Source organism: Aquimarina sp. AD1 (genome assembly GCF_003443695.1).
Lineage (GTDB): Bacteria > Bacteroidota > Bacteroidia > Flavobacteriales > Flavobacteriaceae > Aquimarina > Aquimarina latercula.
Window position 1 is genome coordinate 2609717 of sequence record NZ_CP031966.1, and the last position, 17241, is coordinate 2626957.

At 31.4% G+C, this 17241-nt stretch carries 14 protein-coding genes; 7 read left to right on the forward strand and 7 right to left on the reverse strand.

What is annotated here, in order from left to right; all coding sequences use genetic code 11:
- Nucleotides 1-27 precede the first annotated feature (27 nt).
- The 3 genes from D1815_RS11550 to D1815_RS11560 form a co-directional block, all read right to left on the reverse strand.
- A complete protein-coding gene (locus D1815_RS11550) occupies nucleotides 28-2208 on the reverse strand; it encodes a fasciclin domain-containing protein (RefSeq protein WP_118387086.1) in 2181 nt (726 codons plus the stop codon).
- 166 nt (nucleotides 2209-2374) lie between these two features.
- A complete protein-coding gene (locus tag D1815_RS11555) occupies nucleotides 2375-3745 on the reverse strand; it encodes a fasciclin domain-containing protein (protein WP_118387088.1) in 1371 nt (456 codons plus the stop codon).
- 137 nt (nucleotides 3746-3882) lie between these two features.
- The gene (locus tag D1815_RS11560) at nucleotides 3883-4572 is read right to left on the reverse strand and encodes a hypothetical protein (RefSeq protein WP_162897360.1); all 690 of its coding nucleotides are present in this window, start codon (nucleotides 4570-4572) and stop codon (nucleotides 3883-3885) included.
- A gap of 79 nt (nucleotides 4573-4651) precedes the next feature.
- On the opposite strand from D1815_RS11560, the gene D1815_RS11565 reads away from it, so the two are divergent.
- From D1815_RS11565 to D1815_RS11575, 3 genes are all read left to right on the forward strand, one after another.
- Nucleotides 4652-5167 carry an RNA polymerase sigma factor gene (locus D1815_RS11565; protein WP_118387092.1) on the forward strand — a complete coding sequence of 172 codons (516 nt, stop codon included), beginning with the start codon at nucleotides 4652-4654 and terminating at the stop codon, nucleotides 5165-5167.
- A 64-nt stretch (nucleotides 5168-5231) separates the two neighbouring features.
- Complete coding sequence (locus D1815_RS11570) at nucleotides 5232-6134, forward strand: FecR family protein (RefSeq protein WP_118387094.1); 903 nt, start codon at nucleotides 5232-5234, stop codon at nucleotides 6132-6134.
- 32 nt (nucleotides 6135-6166) lie between these two features.
- Nucleotides 6167-8626 (forward strand): TonB-dependent receptor domain-containing protein, encoded by a 2460-nt coding sequence (locus D1815_RS11575; protein ID WP_118387096.1) that lies wholly within the window; start codon nucleotides 6167-6169, stop codon nucleotides 8624-8626.
- On the opposite strand, the gene D1815_RS11580 is transcribed toward D1815_RS11575, so the two are convergent.
- On the reverse strand, nucleotides 8623-9093 hold the full coding sequence (locus D1815_RS11580; RefSeq protein WP_118387098.1) for a GNAT family N-acetyltransferase: 471 nt from the start codon (nucleotides 9091-9093) through the stop codon (nucleotides 8623-8625). The two genes, D1815_RS11575 and D1815_RS11580, sit on opposite strands and share 4 nt — an antisense overlap.
- A gap of 152 nt (nucleotides 9094-9245) precedes the next feature.
- Between D1815_RS11580 and D1815_RS11585 the strand changes: the two genes are divergently transcribed.
- Nucleotides 9246-11234 carry a tetratricopeptide repeat-containing sensor histidine kinase gene (locus tag D1815_RS11585; RefSeq protein ID WP_118387100.1) on the forward strand — a complete coding sequence of 663 codons (1989 nt, stop codon included), beginning with the start codon at nucleotides 9246-9248 and terminating at the stop codon, nucleotides 11232-11234.
- A 5-nt stretch (nucleotides 11235-11239) separates the two neighbouring features.
- On the opposite strand, the gene argS is transcribed toward D1815_RS11585, so the two are convergent.
- Nucleotides 11240-13018 (reverse strand): arginine--tRNA ligase, encoded by a 1779-nt coding sequence (gene argS / locus D1815_RS11590; protein ID WP_118387102.1) that lies wholly within the window; start codon nucleotides 13016-13018, stop codon nucleotides 11240-11242.
- A 107-nt stretch (nucleotides 13019-13125) separates the two neighbouring features.
- Between argS and D1815_RS11595 the strand changes: the two genes are divergently transcribed.
- From D1815_RS11595 to D1815_RS11605, 3 genes are all read left to right on the forward strand, one after another.
- Nucleotides 13126-13557, forward strand: coding sequence for a hypothetical protein (locus D1815_RS11595; RefSeq protein ID WP_118387104.1), 432 nt, complete (start codon nucleotides 13126-13128; stop codon nucleotides 13555-13557).
- 95 nt (nucleotides 13558-13652) lie between these two features.
- Nucleotides 13653-15107 (forward strand): SDR family oxidoreductase, encoded by a 1455-nt coding sequence (locus tag D1815_RS11600; protein ID WP_118387106.1) that lies wholly within the window; start codon nucleotides 13653-13655, stop codon nucleotides 15105-15107.
- 53 nt (nucleotides 15108-15160) lie between these two features.
- Complete coding sequence (locus D1815_RS11605; protein ID WP_118387108.1) at nucleotides 15161-15790, forward strand: chromophore lyase CpcT/CpeT; 630 nt, start codon at nucleotides 15161-15163, stop codon at nucleotides 15788-15790.
- A gap of 4 nt (nucleotides 15791-15794) precedes the next feature.
- Here D1815_RS11605 and D1815_RS11610 read toward each other — a convergent pair whose 3' ends face one another.
- Nucleotides 15795-16205: an Rrf2 family transcriptional regulator gene (locus D1815_RS11610; RefSeq protein WP_118387110.1), complete on the reverse strand. Its 411-nt coding sequence runs from the start codon at nucleotides 16203-16205 to the stop codon at nucleotides 15795-15797.
- A 103-nt stretch (nucleotides 16206-16308) separates the two neighbouring features.
- Nucleotides 16309-17241 (reverse strand): citrulline utilization hydrolase CtlX, encoded by a 933-nt coding sequence (ctlX, locus tag D1815_RS11615; protein ID WP_118387112.1) that lies wholly within the window; start codon nucleotides 17239-17241, stop codon nucleotides 16309-16311.

Genomic DNA, 17241 nt, shown 5'->3' on the forward strand with positions numbered 1-17241 from the left:
TCTTAGGCTAATTCAACTTTATGTCCTTTATAAAGATGGAGGAATTAATACTCCATTAATAACATGCACGATACCATTAGAAGCTTCAATATTTGCAATATCTACTCTAATAATTTCATTTAGAAAGACTTGTCCATCAATCATGTCAATAGTTACCTCATCTCCTTGAACAGTAGTAACCGTTTGTCTTGTAAGCAAATCATCGGCAGTAAATTTACCGGATGCCACATGATACAATAGCACTTCGGTTAAAGCTTCTCCTCCTGGAATTGCATCTAAAGCAGCAAATGCATCATTAGTTGGTGCAAATACGGTAAAAGGTCCCTCTCCATTTAGTATGTCTACCAGATTAGCTGCCTGTAATGCCCCCACTAAAGTAGAAAGCTCTGGAGTTGCAACAGCTATCTCTACAATAGATTGAAGATCGGCTGGAGGGAGTAATACTCCATCAATTACGTGTACAACACCATTAGCTGCTTCGATATCTGCCAAAAGTACTTTTATAGTACCATTTAAAAACACCTCTCCATTAATCATTTCAATGGTTACTTCATCTCCTTGCACCGTAGTAACTGTTTGCCCTGCAATTAACTCTTCTGCAGTAAATCTTCCTGCTGCTACGTGATACAAAAGCACCTCTATTAAAGCATCTCCATCAGGAATAGCATCTAAAGCAGCAAATGCATCATTAGTTGGCGCAAATACTGTAAAAGGACCTTCTCCATTTAATGTATCCACTAAATTAGCTGATTGTAATGCTCCTACTAAAGTAGAAAGCTCTGGAGTTGCAACAGCTATCTCTACAATAGATTGAAGATCGGCTGGAGGGAGTAATACTTCATCAATTACGTGTACAACACCATTAGCTGCTTCGATATCTGCCAAAAGTACTTTTATAGTACCATTTAAAAACACCTCTCCATTAATCATTTCAATGGTTACTTCATCTCCTTGCACCGTAGTAACTGTTTGCCCTGCAATTAACTCTTCTGCAGTAAATCTTCCTGCTGCTACGTGATACAAAAGCACCTCTGTTAAAGCATCTCCATCAGGAATAGCATCTAAAGCAGCAAATGCATCATTAGTTGGCGCAAATACTGTAAAAGGACCTTCTCCATTTAATGTATCCACTAAATTAGCTGATTGTAATGCTCCTACTAAAGTAGAAAGCTCTGGAGTTGCAACTGCTATCTCTACAATAGATGGTAAAGGCTGAAAAGATGGTGGTATTAATACTGCATCTATGATTTGGATTACTCCATTGGAACCGCCAATATTTGCAGAAAGCAACTTAACAGTATCATTGATAACAATTTCATTGTTTTCATCAAGACTTACCTTAACGTTTTCTCCTTGTAACGTTTCTATCATTTCTTCTCGCAACAATCTTGGAGTATTAAATCTTCCACTCGCTACATGATATAGCAAAACTTGTTTTAACACCTCTAGCTCTGGAACTTCATCTAAAGCCGCAAAAGCGTCATCTGTAGGTGCAAAAACAGTAAATGGACCTTCTCCGGACAAAGGAGCTACTAAATCTGTAGCTTGTAAAGCGCCAACTAAAGATGTGAATTTACCATCTTCTACAATTAAATCAACGATCGTTTTATTAGGGAAAATAGTTTTAACTAGTTTAGCATTCCAATCTCCTCTTCCTATTCCATTTCCAAAAATTCTAAAATGCCCCTCTAGATCACCTTCTTCATCTACTCTTCCAATTCCAAAAATCAAATTTCTACCAGGAGGATTAATTATTAAATAAACAATTCCATCACTTACAATAGCTCCTCTAGTTCTAGCTTTAGTTCCATCAGGCAATACCAAATTTCCTCGAACAATTGTAAAGCTTGCATGATACAAGGTGAAATTTAAGCGAAGTTTCCCTGTAATATCTGTTCCTGCTCCTGTTCCACTATTCACTGTTGCAGAAAAATCATATACTCGTCGTTCTCTACTGATATCAAATCTAGAATCTTTAGAACTACCAAAGGCTTCATCTTCATTTACGGGCTCAAGCAACTCACCATCGATAATGTTCTGAGTCATTTCCTCGACTTCGTCAAAACTAATAATTTTTGATTCTTCAAATTCAATTTGATCAGGGTTTTCAGGGTCTAATTCATTATTATCATTTTGACAAGAAATGATAAAGTTCATTAAAAAAAGGCACAAAAAGGGTGCCGTTAATCTTTTGATTAGCGTTTTCATGAGTTTAAATTTAAATTAGTTATTATTTAAAATATGTGTGAGAAAAAAGGGCATTTAGTCCTGAATTAATAGGGGGATTCAATATCTAAATGCCCTTTCGGGGGAATTATAATCTAGAGGCACAATGAACTATATATTTTAGCTTACTGTTCTAGTCAATTTCTTCTTATAGTGCAGGAAGAATTACATTATCAATTGCATGGATTACTCCATTTGCTGCCTGAACATTTGTAACGATAATATTACTTACTCTATCATTAGCATCTGTTAATGTTGCGTTGGTTGCATCTGCTGTAATATCTCCTCCTAATGTGGTTACAGTACCAGTCATTAAACTTTCTGCTCTAACATTTGCTTCTGCTACAACATGAAGATTTAGCGTAGCCGTTAATGTAGCTTCTTCTATATCAGCTAAAGAAGCTGCTCCAAGTTCTGTTAAAAGACTAGCGAATGCATCATTTGTTGGAGCAAATACGGTAAAAGGTGCTGGGGATGTTCCATTTTCTGTACTTAATATAGAAACATAATTTTCATCTAATTGATCATCTCTAGTAAGGGCTGCTACCAGATTACTAAAAGTTGCATCAGCTGTAGCAAAAGTAACCACTGTTGGTAAAGTGATTACAGCATCAACCTTATGAATTACTCCATTAGAAGCAACAATATCTGCTTCACTAACATCGGATATACCATTAAAAGAAACTCCACTTTCAGTATTTATATAAATACTTAAGTTATCCATAGTATCACCGTAGGTAGCTAATGTATTATTATAACTAGTAGTAAGGGCAGTCGAAACATTGGTTCCAGCAATTACATGATTTAATAAAACCTGCTCTAATGCAGCAGTTGATAATCCAGAAATATCTCCTAAATCTATGAATGCATCGTTATCAGGCGCCAGTAATGTTAAATTACTATCTGCACCACTTAATACAGCTACAAAATCCGTGTCAAAACCAGGCGTAGTTGCTGCTCCAGCAAGTGAAGAGAAATCACTATCAGCTGTAACAAAAGTAAGCATCGTAGGCAATGGAATTACTTTATCCACTGCGTGTATAATACCATTATCTGTCATTATATCTGGAGTTGTTACAGTAGACTCCCCATTTATTACTACACCATTTGCTGTATTAATATACATACTGATATTAGTATTAGAATTAGATTCTGTAGCTAAATTTTTCACATAACCTGTTGTTAGACTAGTAGAAGCTTGCGTAGTTCCTAAAACGTGGTTTAATAAAATTTGCTCTAACGTTTCAACAGGCACATCTTCTAATGGTGTTCCATCTAAGAATTCAGTAAATGCAGCGTTGTTAGGTGCAAATACAGTAAAGTTACCATTCCCATTTAATGTTACGTCTAAATCAGTTCTTTCTAATGCAGCTAATAAAGAACTATAATCCGCATTATCTGCAACAAAATCAGCTATTGTCATTGCATCAGGGATAAATGTAGTATCATCATCATCACTACAAGAAGCAATTGAAATAATACAGAATGCTAAAAAAGCTTTTTTGAAGAAATTTTTCATGTTATTGGTTTTTATTTTTTTAATTTATTGTTCGTTGATGAAACAACTGATAAAGTAAAAGTGCTACCTTAAAAAACGATTTTAGTATTTTTTTAACTTTTTGTTTAACTATTTAACTGAAAAAATTAAACAAAAAATTATCCGTCATTCTCATCACAAGATGCTTCAAACGTTAGTATCTCAGATACTAATTGATCATTATGTATTACTTCTATACTGGTTCCGTCACTTAATGATAATCTTAAAGGGTAATTAATGGCAACTAATGTATTTTCATCAAGATCATCCATAAATCCATACACTTGAGCATCATGAATTACTTCTATTGTATTTAAAATATTATTAGCGGTATTGTAAGTTGCGAACCTAAAAGGATATACAAAATCAATACATTCTATATCGTCATCTTGTAGCTCACAACTATTCGCCAACATTTGTAATTGTGATTCGTTTTCGATTATTTCTTCTATATAATTGTGTTGTGTAATCGTAATAGGAAATTGGATCTGAATATTATCTGTTTCTGTAAAAAGATCATAATCTGAAATTTGATTGATGATTATTTCATCTGCACCATTTAGGATTATCGAATACGGTAAATTAATACTGTAGCAGTTACCTCCATCAACTAAATCATCAAAAGACCCATCGTGAGTAACAATACTCCTCATTAAACCAGCGAGTTGAGAATCCTGATGGATAACATTATCCAACTCAGGATCAATAAGTTCTCTCTCTTCTTCTTGGCAAGAAATCATTAATACCGTAAAACTTATTAACATCAAGATTATAAAATTTCTTATTTTTTCCATAGTACTTTTCTTCATTTAATTCACTATTATAACAATTTAAGTACTCAAATTCCCACTAGCTTAAGTTTTTTTTTAATTTTGAAAAAAATTCAAAATGCCAAAAACCCTCTTCAAAGATGTTTGCGAGGAAAGATTGTTTTCAGAATTATTTAAAAAACATTCTAAAAATCTTCACGACTTCATTTATTACAAATATGGTTCTCATATAAATCCTAAAGATCAAGTTCAGGAAGCTTTTATTAAGCTATGGGATAATTGTAATAAAGTTTCAATAGAAAAAGCAAAGAGTTTTTTATTCACCGTAGCTAATAATCTTACTTTAAATCAGATAAAACATGATAAAGTAAAATTAAATTATAAGTTAACAGAAACAAAAAATAGTACAAATGAAAGTCCTCAATTTATAATGGAGGAAAAAGAATACCTTTTAAAATATCAAAATGCACTGTCTAACTTAACAGAATCTCAACGAGTTGCATTTTTAATGAATAGAATAGAAGGTAAAAAGCACAAAGAAATTGCTGAATTATTAGGCATTTCCAGAAAAGCTGTAGAAAAAAGAATTTATGGTGCTCTAGAGAAGTTGAGAAAAGATATTGAAGGAATTTAAAAATAATTAAAAACTAAGGTAGGAATTTCCACCTATCAGTTGTTATAATATTAAGAAACTTGTTATGAAAAAGGAGGATCTTATTAATAAGTGGTTGAACAATGAACAACTCACTAAGCAGGAATCAGAGGCGTTTGAGAAATTGGACGCCTATGATTCTTATGTAAAAATATCAGAAACTGCTAAAAAATTTAGTGCGCCTGATTATGATACAATAAGTAATTTACAAAACCTTACTAACGATTTATCTAAGAAAAAACAAATACCAAAAAGAAAATCTTATATTAAAAGATTATTTCCTATAGCTGCAATCTTTGTGATTGGGATTGGCATATATTTTTCTTTTTTCAAACAATATGACACCACAATTAAAACGATAAGTGATAAATCTACCATTAATCTTCCTGATGATTCAATGATAAGACTTAATGCTACCTCTTCATTAACTTACAATGAAAAAAATTGGGAAAGTGAACGTAAAATATCATTACAAGGAGAAGCATATTTTAAAGTTGCTAAAGGTAAAAAATTTGATGTCCATACTCCATCAGGGATCGTAAGTGTTATAGGAACTAGGTTTAATATTAAGCAAAGGGAAAACTTTTTTGAGGTAATCTGTTACGAAGGAGTTGTTAGTGTTACTATAGGTAATGAAACAAAGTATTTGAGAGCTGGAGATGTGCTAGAATATCATTCAAACGATATTTTAAATAAGAAAACTATCGACCGGCTACCTAAATGGTATGATAATAAAAGTTCTTTTTACAAAGTTCCCTTTTCTAAAGTTCTTAAAGAATTAGAATGGCAATATGGAGTTACGCTACAAACAAAAAATATAGATACTTCAATATTATTTACAGGTAATTTTGTACATTCAGATATTGAAAATGCATTAAAATCAGTTACGATTCCAATGCGTATAAAATATGTGATTAATAACAAAACAGTAACTTTATCTAAAGAGTGATTAAACCCAAAATCCTCATTTCTATTTTTTTAATGTTATTTTTTCTTTTTAAGGTAAATTCTCAAACCGAAAAAGATGCGATTTCGCTTATATCATTTTTAAATACTACACAAGAAAAGTTTGGATATGATTTTTCGTATGTTAACCAAGAATTGGAAAATATTAATATTATAAAACCTTCTAATTCCAGTTCTTTCGAACAAACGCTTGTATATCTTAGAAATAATACTCCATTTGATTATACTGTCCTAAAAAGCAATTCTGTTGCTGTTAGTTTTAAGTTCGTAGAAATATGCGGTGTTTTAGTTGACATCACTAATAAAATCATATCTGATGCTTCTATTCAAGGAATTGAGTATACTACTATTAGTGATATCAATGGCAAATTCGCACTTAAAGTGAATTCTCCTAATGAAAAAATTAAAATTAGCTTTTTAGGTTACTCACCTGTCACTATTTCTGCACTTGATTTTTTTGGAAAACCTTGTAAGAAAATAAAATTAATTCAAAAACTTGAATATATAAACGAAATCGTCCTGAATGACTATTTAATTAAAGGTATAGATAAACAACTTGATGGTTCTATTCAAATTGATTATAATGATTTTGGTATTCTACCTGGTCTCACAGAACCAGATCTATTACAAACCATACAGGCGCTTCCAGGAGTTCTTAGTGTAAACGAAACTGTTTCTGATATCAATGTAAGAGGAGGTACTAATGATCAAAACCTAATTCTATGGGATGGTATTAAAATGTATCAATCCAGTCACTTTTTTGGACTTATCTCTGCATTTAACCCTTATTTAACTAAAAATGTTCAGGTATACAAAAATGGTTCAAGTGCTAAATATGGTGATGGTGTTTCAAGTGTAATAGCAATGAATACTGCCAACAAAATTAACAATAAGTTAGACGCAAGCATTGGTTTAAATTTAATTAGTGTTGACACCTATATAGATACTCCAATAAATAAAAAATCATCCATTCAATTAGCGGTAAGACATTCTATTAATGATATTTTAGAAACACCTACATATAACCAGTACTTTGATAAAGCATTTCAAAATTCCGAAGTATTTAGCACCAATAATTCTGGAGAGCGATTTTCTTTTTATGATATAAGTATGAGATGGTTGTATCAATTATCACCAAAAGATCTGATAAAGGTCAATGCTCTTCTAATGCGAAATAACCTTGTTTTTCAGGAAAATTCTTCTGACACCACGATTAATAACTCTAGAGAAAGCAGTGCCACACAAAACAATATTGTAGGTGGTATTCTTTATCAAAGAAATTGGAGTAAACTTTTTCAGAGTGAATTACTGCTGTATGGCACAAATTATGTCCTAGAAACAATTAATTCTGACATACCAAATAATCAGCGACTTTTGCAAAACAATGATGTTTTAGAGAATGGTATAAAACTAAATACATTTCTTAAAACTGATGCTAATATTAATTTAAAAAACGGGTACCAATTCAATGAAACGGGTATATCATATTTACAAGAATTAAACAATCCAACATTTAGAGATCTTACTAAGGAAGTTATCCGTACGCATAGTTTATTTTCTGAGATAGAATATAATTCTGATAGCAGTGCCATATACGCCAACTTAGGTGCTCGCCTCAATTACTTAGAAAAGTTTGACACATATATTCTGGAACCAAGAATTAATTTTTACAAAAGATTTAATAATCACTTTACAATTGAGGTTTTGGGAGAAATTAAAAGTCAATCTACATCTCAAGTTATAGATCTACAGAATGATTTTCTGGGCATTGAAAACAGAAGATGGGTATTATCGAATGATGAAAACATTCCTATTTTAAAAAGTAAACAAGCTTCTATAGGCCTTAGCTATAACCACAATAATTGGCTTATAACTACAGATATTTATTATAAAGATGTAAAAGGAATTATTACTAGAAGTCAAGGATTCCAGAATCAATTCGAATTCTCAAATGACCACGGTTCCTACGAGGTATTAGGAATTGATTTTTTGATTAACAAGAGATTTAAAAACTTTAGTACTTGGCTTAGTTATTCATATGCAGATAATGAATACTCATTCTCTAATTTAAGTCCATCCAATTTTGCCAACAATATTGATATTATGCATAACGTAAACTTTGCAGCTGCATATAACAATAAAAACTTAAAGATATCTGCTGGTGTAAATTGGCATAGCGGAAAACCAACTACATTCCCTAATACCACAAATAGCATTGAAAATGATATCATAAATTACCAAAACCCAAATAGCAATAGATTAAATAGTTACACGAGAATCGATCTTTCATCTACCTATACTTTTAAAATAGGAAAAAGCATTAACGGTTTAGCTGGGTTTTCAATATGGAATCTTTTAAATCAAGAAAACATTTTTAATCAATATTTCGTCATAAGAAATCAAAGTGAAATTGAAACTGTAAAAGAATTTGGTTTAGGTATTACACCTAATGCTGTTTTTCGATTAAGTTTCTAACCAAGCTTTTTAACGCCATTATACCCAACAATATCCTCTCCTCCCGCAACTTTTTCTATATTTTGAATTATCTCAAAATCATTTTTCCTGAAAAAGTCTTTTGTGTTAGAATTAATTTGAGTACTTAAGGTTATCATGTTAGCTTCTCTTGCAACTTCTTCCAAAGTCTGGTAAAGTTTCTTTGCTATTCCTCTTCCTTGATAATTTTGATGAACAAAAATATATTCTATTTCCCCATTTTTACTAAGCGAAAATGAACCAATAACTTCTCCATTAAGTTTAGCATTATATACATAATCATCTACAAACTTTGTTTTCCAATGGTTTTTATCTAATGCTAGTCTAGAAAATATTTTCACCTCTTCTTTGGTGAAAATCTTAGAACCATAGATGGTAACTGTTTGATAGAATAATCGTTGCATTAATGGCAAATCACTATCAGTAGCTTTGGATATTTGATAATTCATTTAGTTAGGCAGAAGAACACTTCTCTTATTATGGGGTAAAACAACATTTCCTATAAAAATAAAAAAAATGCCGTAGGAATGAAATTTTTAGTTAAAAAAAACATAAAACCAGCGATAAATATCGTAATTTTTAAGTGCCCTAAACTATTTTTATGAAACATACCTATTACTACCTCACCATTCTACTATTATTTACTAGTAGTATTGGACTATCACAACAAAAAAAACTGGATAGCATTATTCAGGTTACAAAAACTATATCGGATTCCTTAAATATTAATCTTGCAGCTGACTTGATCTATGAATTGAATCTAAATGAAGAATTTGAAGAAGGTCTAAAATATTGTGATAGCATTATTAAAATTTCTAAAGAGATTAAATACGATAAAGGTGTTGGACAAATACATAACGAAAAAGCTGCGATCTATAATCACACAGATGATTTATACGAAGCTTTAAAATGTTTTGATCAAGCCGCTTTATATTACGGAAGAATAAATTACACAAGAGGGCTGGCGATAATTCAAAATAATAAAGCAGTAATTGAACAGCGACTAGGAAATCCCGAAAAAAGCATTACTCATCTTTTAGAAGCTAATCAATATTATGAAAAATTAAAAGATAGCGCTAGCCTATCCACAACTATTAATAATATTGGAAATGTCTATGGAGACATTAATGAACTTGAATCCGCTAAAAAATATTACTATCAATCATTAGCACTAAAACGAAACACAGACTCGAAAACTATAGGTTCTACCCTTAATAATTTAGCACTAATCTATATCAAAGAAAAAAAATTAGATAGTGCATTAGTATTACTAAATGAATCCTTAAAAATTAATAAAAAAGAAAATGACAGTCATGGAATTGCTGAAGCCTATAGTGCTCTAGGTAGAATATCTTTTATTAAACAAGAGTACCAGCAAGCTAAAAAATATTATGAATCAGCCCTTTTTATTGGGGGCAAAGTAGCTTATAAAGAAAGATTAATTAGAACAAAATTATCTCTTGGCGAAGTTGCTATAAAAACTAAGAAATTTCAAGATGCAGAAAGCTATATTTCTGCAGCTACCAGTGAATCACAAAAACTTAATTCTACACCATTACTTCTCAACTGTTATGATTTATCGTCTGCTCTAGATTCTGCGCAAGGAAAATATCAAGACGCATATAGATGGCAAAAAAAATATAACAACTTATTTAACGCCCATACGCTTAAAGAAACTAGTCAAAAAATAGAACTTGTAAAAAGAAGAGTTGAAGATGAAAAAAAGCAACAAATAATTTTAGATAAGCAAAAAAGAAGTGAACAATTAGCTAAAGAAGAATTGTTTAAACAAAAAATATATACCTATGTAGCAATTGCAGCTTTTGTTGTTGCCTTCATTTTTATTATTGGTATAGTAAAAAGTAGATTAGAGAGAGCTAAATATATAAAAGAACTAAATGAGTCTAATCAAGTAAAAAACAAATTATTTTCTATTGTATCTCATGATTTAAAAAATGAAATACACGGTTTAGATAATACTCTTAACTTATTAAGAGATGATGTCATTTCTGAAAATGAATTTAAAGAGATAATCCCTTTACTTTCTAATAGCGCTCATCAAACATCGTTATTATTGACTAATCTATTAAACTGGTCCAAGTCTCAGATGAATGAGCTTAAGGCAAACCCTAGTACGTTTGATTTTTCAGAAATCATACGAGAAAAAATTATATTTTTTTCATCAAAAGCTTCTCAAAAAGAAATCAAAATCATTAATGACTTAAAAGATACCACACAAGTATATGCCGATAAAGATATGTGCACCATAGTAACCCAGAACCTAATTGCAAACGCAATAAAATTTTGTAATCCTAGAGACACAATAACCTTATTTAAAAAAGAAGAAAACAACGTTGTAAAAATCTATTTTAATGATACTGGAATTGGAATATCCGAAGAAAATCTAAAGAAAATTTTTTCTGAAGAAACCTTGACTACAAAAGGCACTAACAATGAAGCTGGCACTGGACTAGGGCTAAATATTTGTAAAGAATTGATCACTCTTAACAAGGGAAATCTAACTGTTGAAAGTACTCTTGGAAAAGGAAGTTCTTTTTGTATTACACTACCAAAAACCCTAAACTCTTAAAATAATTACATACGCTCTGGAACCTGAATCCCAAGCAAACTAAATGCAGATTTAATAGTTTTACCCACCATTTCGGACAGTTGAACTCTAAAAACTTTTTCGTTTTCAGAATCTGCACCAAATATTGATACATTCTGAAAAAACGAATTATACGCCTTTACTAAATCATATGTGTAATTAGCAACAACTGCAGGGCTTAAATCCTTAGCTGCACTCTGTATAATATCAGGATATATCTCCAATAATTTAATCAATTCCTTTTCTTTTCCATCCAGTACTATATCATTTACAGAAGTACTCGAATTGAAATCAGCTTTACGTAAAATAGCCTGAATCCTTGCATAAGTATATTGAATAAAAGGACCAGTATTTCCTTGAAAATCTACTGATTCTGATGGATCAAATAGTATTCTTTTCTTAGGATCCACCTTAAGAATGAAATATTTTAATGCTCCTAAGCCAATAGTCTTATAGACTGTAGTCTTCTCTTCTTCAGAATAACCATCGAGTTTTCCCAATTCTTTTGAAATTTCTCCTGCAGTCACCGCCATTTCGACAATAAGATCATCCGCATCTACAACAGTCCCTTCTCTACTTTTCATTTTACCGCTTGGAAGATCAACCATTCCATAGCTTAAATGATGTAAATTTTTAGACCAATCATATCCTAACTTCTTAAGAATTAGAAAAAGAACTTTAAAATGATAATCCTGTTCGTTACCAACAGTGTAAATCATTCCTCCAATATCAGGGTTATCTTTTACACGCTGGATAGCTGTACCTATATCCTGTGTCATATATACAGCTGTCCCATCACTACGTAACACTAATTTTTCATCTAAACCTTCATCTGTAAGATCACACCAAACAGATCCATCTTCTTTCTTAAAAAATACACCATTAGATAAACCTTCTTCTATATTATCTTTACCTAAAAGGTATGTATTACTTTCATAATAATAGCTATCAAAATCAACACCTAGTGCCTTATATGTTTGATCAAATCCTGCATAAACCCAATTATTCATAGTTTCCCACAGATCTACAACCTCTGCATCTCCTGCTTCCCAACTTCTAAGCATTTCTTGAGCCTCAATAAGGATAGGAGCATCTTTTTTTGCTTCATCTTCTGTTTTTCCTGATGCTACCAATTCTGATATCTGACTTTTATATTCTTTATCGAAACGCACATAGTAATTCCCTACTAACTTATCTCCTTTTAAACCAGTAGATTCAGGGGTTTCTCCATTCCCAAACTTTTGCCAGGCTACCATACTTTTACAAATATGTATTCCTCTATCGTTAATAATCTGAGTTTTATATACTTTTTTACCACTAGCTTTTATTATTTCGGCTACGGCATATCCTAATAAGTTATTTCGAATATGTCCTAAATGCAATGGTTTGTTTGTATTTGGAGAAGAGTATTCTACCATTACCGCCTTATCTCCCTCTAACGGGTAAGCGAAACCATAATTTTTAGTGTCTTTTATTTTAGCAAAAAAATCTAAATAATATTGATCTTCTATTACCAAATTAAGAAATCCCTTTACAACATTAAAAGAAGTAATTTCTTTCATATGCTCAACTAAATAAGCTCCTAAAGCCTCTCCTATCTGAACTGGGTTTCCTTTTACTACACGCAACATCGGAAAAACAACAACCGTAATATCTCCTTCAAACTCCTTACGAGTACCTTGTAACTCTATAGATTCTAAATCTGCACTATATAATTCTTTTATTGCCGCTTTTACCTGTTCTGTAATAGTTTGTTGTAATGCCATTTTATGAATTGTATTTTGATATAAAAATCAGGCAGCAAAGATAATAGAAATATAATCTTCCGCCACCTCTATTGACATCAATTCGTATCTTGTGATAAAAGAAAAAGATGCTTGTTAATAATACTTACAGAGACCTCGAACTCAAAAAGAAACTTATAGAACAAGTTGGAAAACCATTTACTTTAATAGAGCGAATAAAATTAGGAGGGATTGGTTCTCCAAAACTTCATATTGTAGGGTCCAGTGTAGAAATTAATAATCTATTAATGTTAGATAACCAAATACGTACTTGTAATATAGAATTGAGACCAAAAGGTATTTTGGTTGGTTTTAGTGTATGTTTAGAAACATATCTTTTAGTTATCCCTTTGTATAAGTTAACGATCTATAAAGGAAAAGCAGAAGAATACTGCATTTATAAAGACAATTATCATATTAAAATAAAAGTAAAAAACACGGATACTGCTATCCATCAGTACATTAAAAAAATACTTAATTATAAAGCAGACAATAGTCCTACGAACATCGAAGACATATAAATCGAGTTGACACTAATTTTAAGTAATAAAAACTTTAGCAATCTACTTTTTTGACAAAATCACAATGTATTTCTTCGTATCTTATACCTAAAAAGATGCGAATATTACTTACAGGTGCTAATGGTTATATTGGCATGAGGTTGCTCCCATTATTACTAGACGCTGGTCACGATATCATTTGCTGCGTAAGAGATCGAGACAGGCTTTCTATAGATCATGAAATGATCGAAAAAGTATCTATTGTAGAAATAGACTTTTTAGAAGACCCAAATACTTCTAAACTACCTCGTGATATTGATGTAGCATACTACCTGATTCATTCTATGAGTTCTTCTACTTCAGATTTTGACAAAAAAGAAGAAATTTCTGCTCAAAATTTCAATATCTATGTAGCGCAAACTAACATAAAACAAGTAATATATCTAAGCGGTATTGTAAACGAAAAAAATCTATCTAAACATTTATGGTCTAGAAAAAATGTTGAAGAAACCTTATATAAAGGAAATTTTAATCTTACTGTTTTACGCTCAGGAATTATTGTTGGGTCTGGTAGTTCTTCTTTTGAGATAATCCGAGATCTATGTGAGAAATTACCTATTATGTTAACACCAAAATGGGTAAATACCAAAACACATCCCATTGCCATAAGAGATGTTTTAAGTTTTATGACTGGAGTATTAGGAAATACTGAATGTTATAATCAATCATTTGATATCAGCGGGCCTAATGTTATTACTTATAAACAAATGCTTTTGTTATATTCTAAAGTACGTGGAATCAGGCTACTTATTTTAACGCTTCCTGTAATGACTCCCAAACTTTCCTCATATTGGTTATATTTTGTTACTTCTACATCATATAAACTTGCGCTAAATTTAGTTGATAGTATGAGTATTCCAGTAATTGCAAACGACAATCGATTACAAAAGATATTAGGTATTGAACCTATGACATATACCAAAGCTTTAGAATTAGCTTTTATTAAAATAGAACAAAACCAAGTGGTATCAAGCTGGAAAGATTCTATGGTTAGTGGTCGTTTTGATAAAGATATTCAGAAATATGTAAAAGTTCCAAAAAAGGGATGTCTTAGAGATTATAAAAAAATCAATATAGATAACCCTAATAGAGTAATCGAAAGAATATGGGCTATCGGTGGTGAGACTGGCTGGTATTATGGAGATTGGATGTGGAAAATAAGAGGACATATTGATAAGTTCTTTGGCGGAGTAGGATTACGAAGAGGAAGGACTAATCCCGATAAAATCAACTCTGGAGATGCTTTAGATTTTTGGAGAGTTTTAGTGGCTGATAAGAATGAAAAACGTTTACTACTTTTTGCAGAAATGAAGGTTCCCGGTGAAGCCTGGCTTGAATTTGATATCGACAAAAACAACATACTTCATCAAACTGCTACGTTTAGACCAAGAGGCATTTGGGGACGATTATATTGGTATCTGATGGTACCTTTTCACTACTTCATATTTGGAGGAATGATACGTAACATTAGTTCAAACAAGATCAAAAAAATCGGACAAAAAGCAAAATAACACGATAAATAGCGTTTATTTGATCTAATATTAGTATTTTTACTAAAAAATAAATGCAGAAACCCTTTCTGATTCTTTTTCTAATAATAGTAACTCTTGGTTGTAATACAAAAAAAAGCAAAGACCAAGAGCTAGATGATTTTGTAAAAATAATATCGGGGAATTTTTCTTCTAAAAAACAATCTAAACAAGAATCCGGTTATTCTGCGGTTAATCTTTATAATTATCCAATCTGGGAAAACAGATCTGGGTATTGGTTTTATCAGGAACTATTTGATCATAAAAATAACACCTCTGTATATAATCAAAGAATAGTACATATTAAAAGAGTGGATAGTGTTACAATAAGTACAACCAGCTATGTTATTCCGAATCAAAAAAAATATGTTAATTCATGGAAAAATGTATCTGTTTTTGATAGTTTAACAAAAGACAGTTTGAAAATTAGAGAAGGGTGCGATGTTTATTTTAAAAAAAAGACTTCCACTATTTATCAAGGAAAAACCGAAAAAGGAACATGTTCTAGTAGTTTTAGCAAAACAATATCCTACACAACCAGTAATATAGTAATTAGTAGAAATAAAATTTCTTCTTGGGACAGAGGGTACAACAATCAAGGAAAACAGGTATGGGGAAAAATTCAAGGTCCTTATGTGTTCCTTAGGGTTATAGAAGAAGAGTAAAAACCTAATCCATAAAATCTCCTAAGGTCTTATTCTCTAGAACTTTTAACGTATTATCTCTAACTTCAATCATCAATTCATGCACTGTACAGGCATCTTCATCCGGGCAGTCATCGCATTTTTCATAAAAATTAAGACTTACACATGGTAACATAGCTATAGGCCCTTCTAACACTCTAATCACCGCAGCCATTGAAATCTCGCTAGGTTCTTTAATTAAATAGTAACCCCCTCCTTTTCCTTTTTTGGAGCCTAAAAAACCATTTTTACGTAGTGTAAGTAATATACTTTCCAGGAATTTTTGAGAAATATTTTCGCTTTTAGCAATCTCTGATATTAAAACGGGGTGCTCACACTTTTTTCTTGCTATATATGTTAGGGCTTTTAATCCGTATTTTGTTTTCTTCGAAAGCATTTTTTAAATTGAATATAATCAAAAATAGTTAAAAGATATAACTTGGTATTTCAATGATATCTTTTAACTATTTTCAGACTCAGAAAAGTTATCGACAAACTATCTATTTTCTTGGAAGAAAAACTTCTGCCATCATACATCGGGCACTTCCACCTCCAAGTTCTTCTATTGTTCCCAGATCACTATGAACAATCTCACAGTGTTTTTTTATTTTCGATACCTGGTCTTTACTTAAACTATTATATGCAGCTGAAGACATTACCAAATATCTCTTGTCATTTGCTCCAATGACTTGTAACATATTCCCAGCAAAATTATTTACTTGAGCTTCTGTAATTGATATAATTTCTTTACCATCATTTTTTAGGTGATTCAGAAGATTCTTTCGTTCTTTTTTATCATCTATACAATCTACACATACTACTGCAAAAGTTTCTCCAATCCCCATCATAACATTTGTATGATAAATTGCTAATCGTTCACCTTTTACTGTTTGATATGCTGTAAAAATAACTGGAGTGTATTCAAAATCCTCACAAAATTCAATAAGTAGTTCTTCATCTGCCCTAGGAGACAATGCACAATAAGCCTTTTTATTTACTCGATCAAGTACAAGACTACCGGTACCTTCAAGAAAAACATCATCTTCTTCTGCTGATGTGTAATCAACAATGTTTTTTATTTCAAAACCAGTATCTTCTATAATATCTAAAATTTCCGGTCTGCGCTCTCTCCTTCTATTAACAGCGAACATAGGATATAATCCAATATCACCATTTTCATGAAAGGAAACCCAATTATTTGGAAATATAGAATCTGGAGTATCATTTTCTTCCTTATCATCAATAACCACTACATTTACTCCGATAGATTTCAATTTCTCAACAAAACCGTCGAATTCATTTTGTGCTTTTATATGCACATCTTCTGTACTACTACTTGAACTGTTCTGGTAATAGTTATTTACAGCTGTTTGTTCATTCATCCTAAACTTAACTGGACGAATCATCACTATAGTATTTGTTATCTGTTTCAT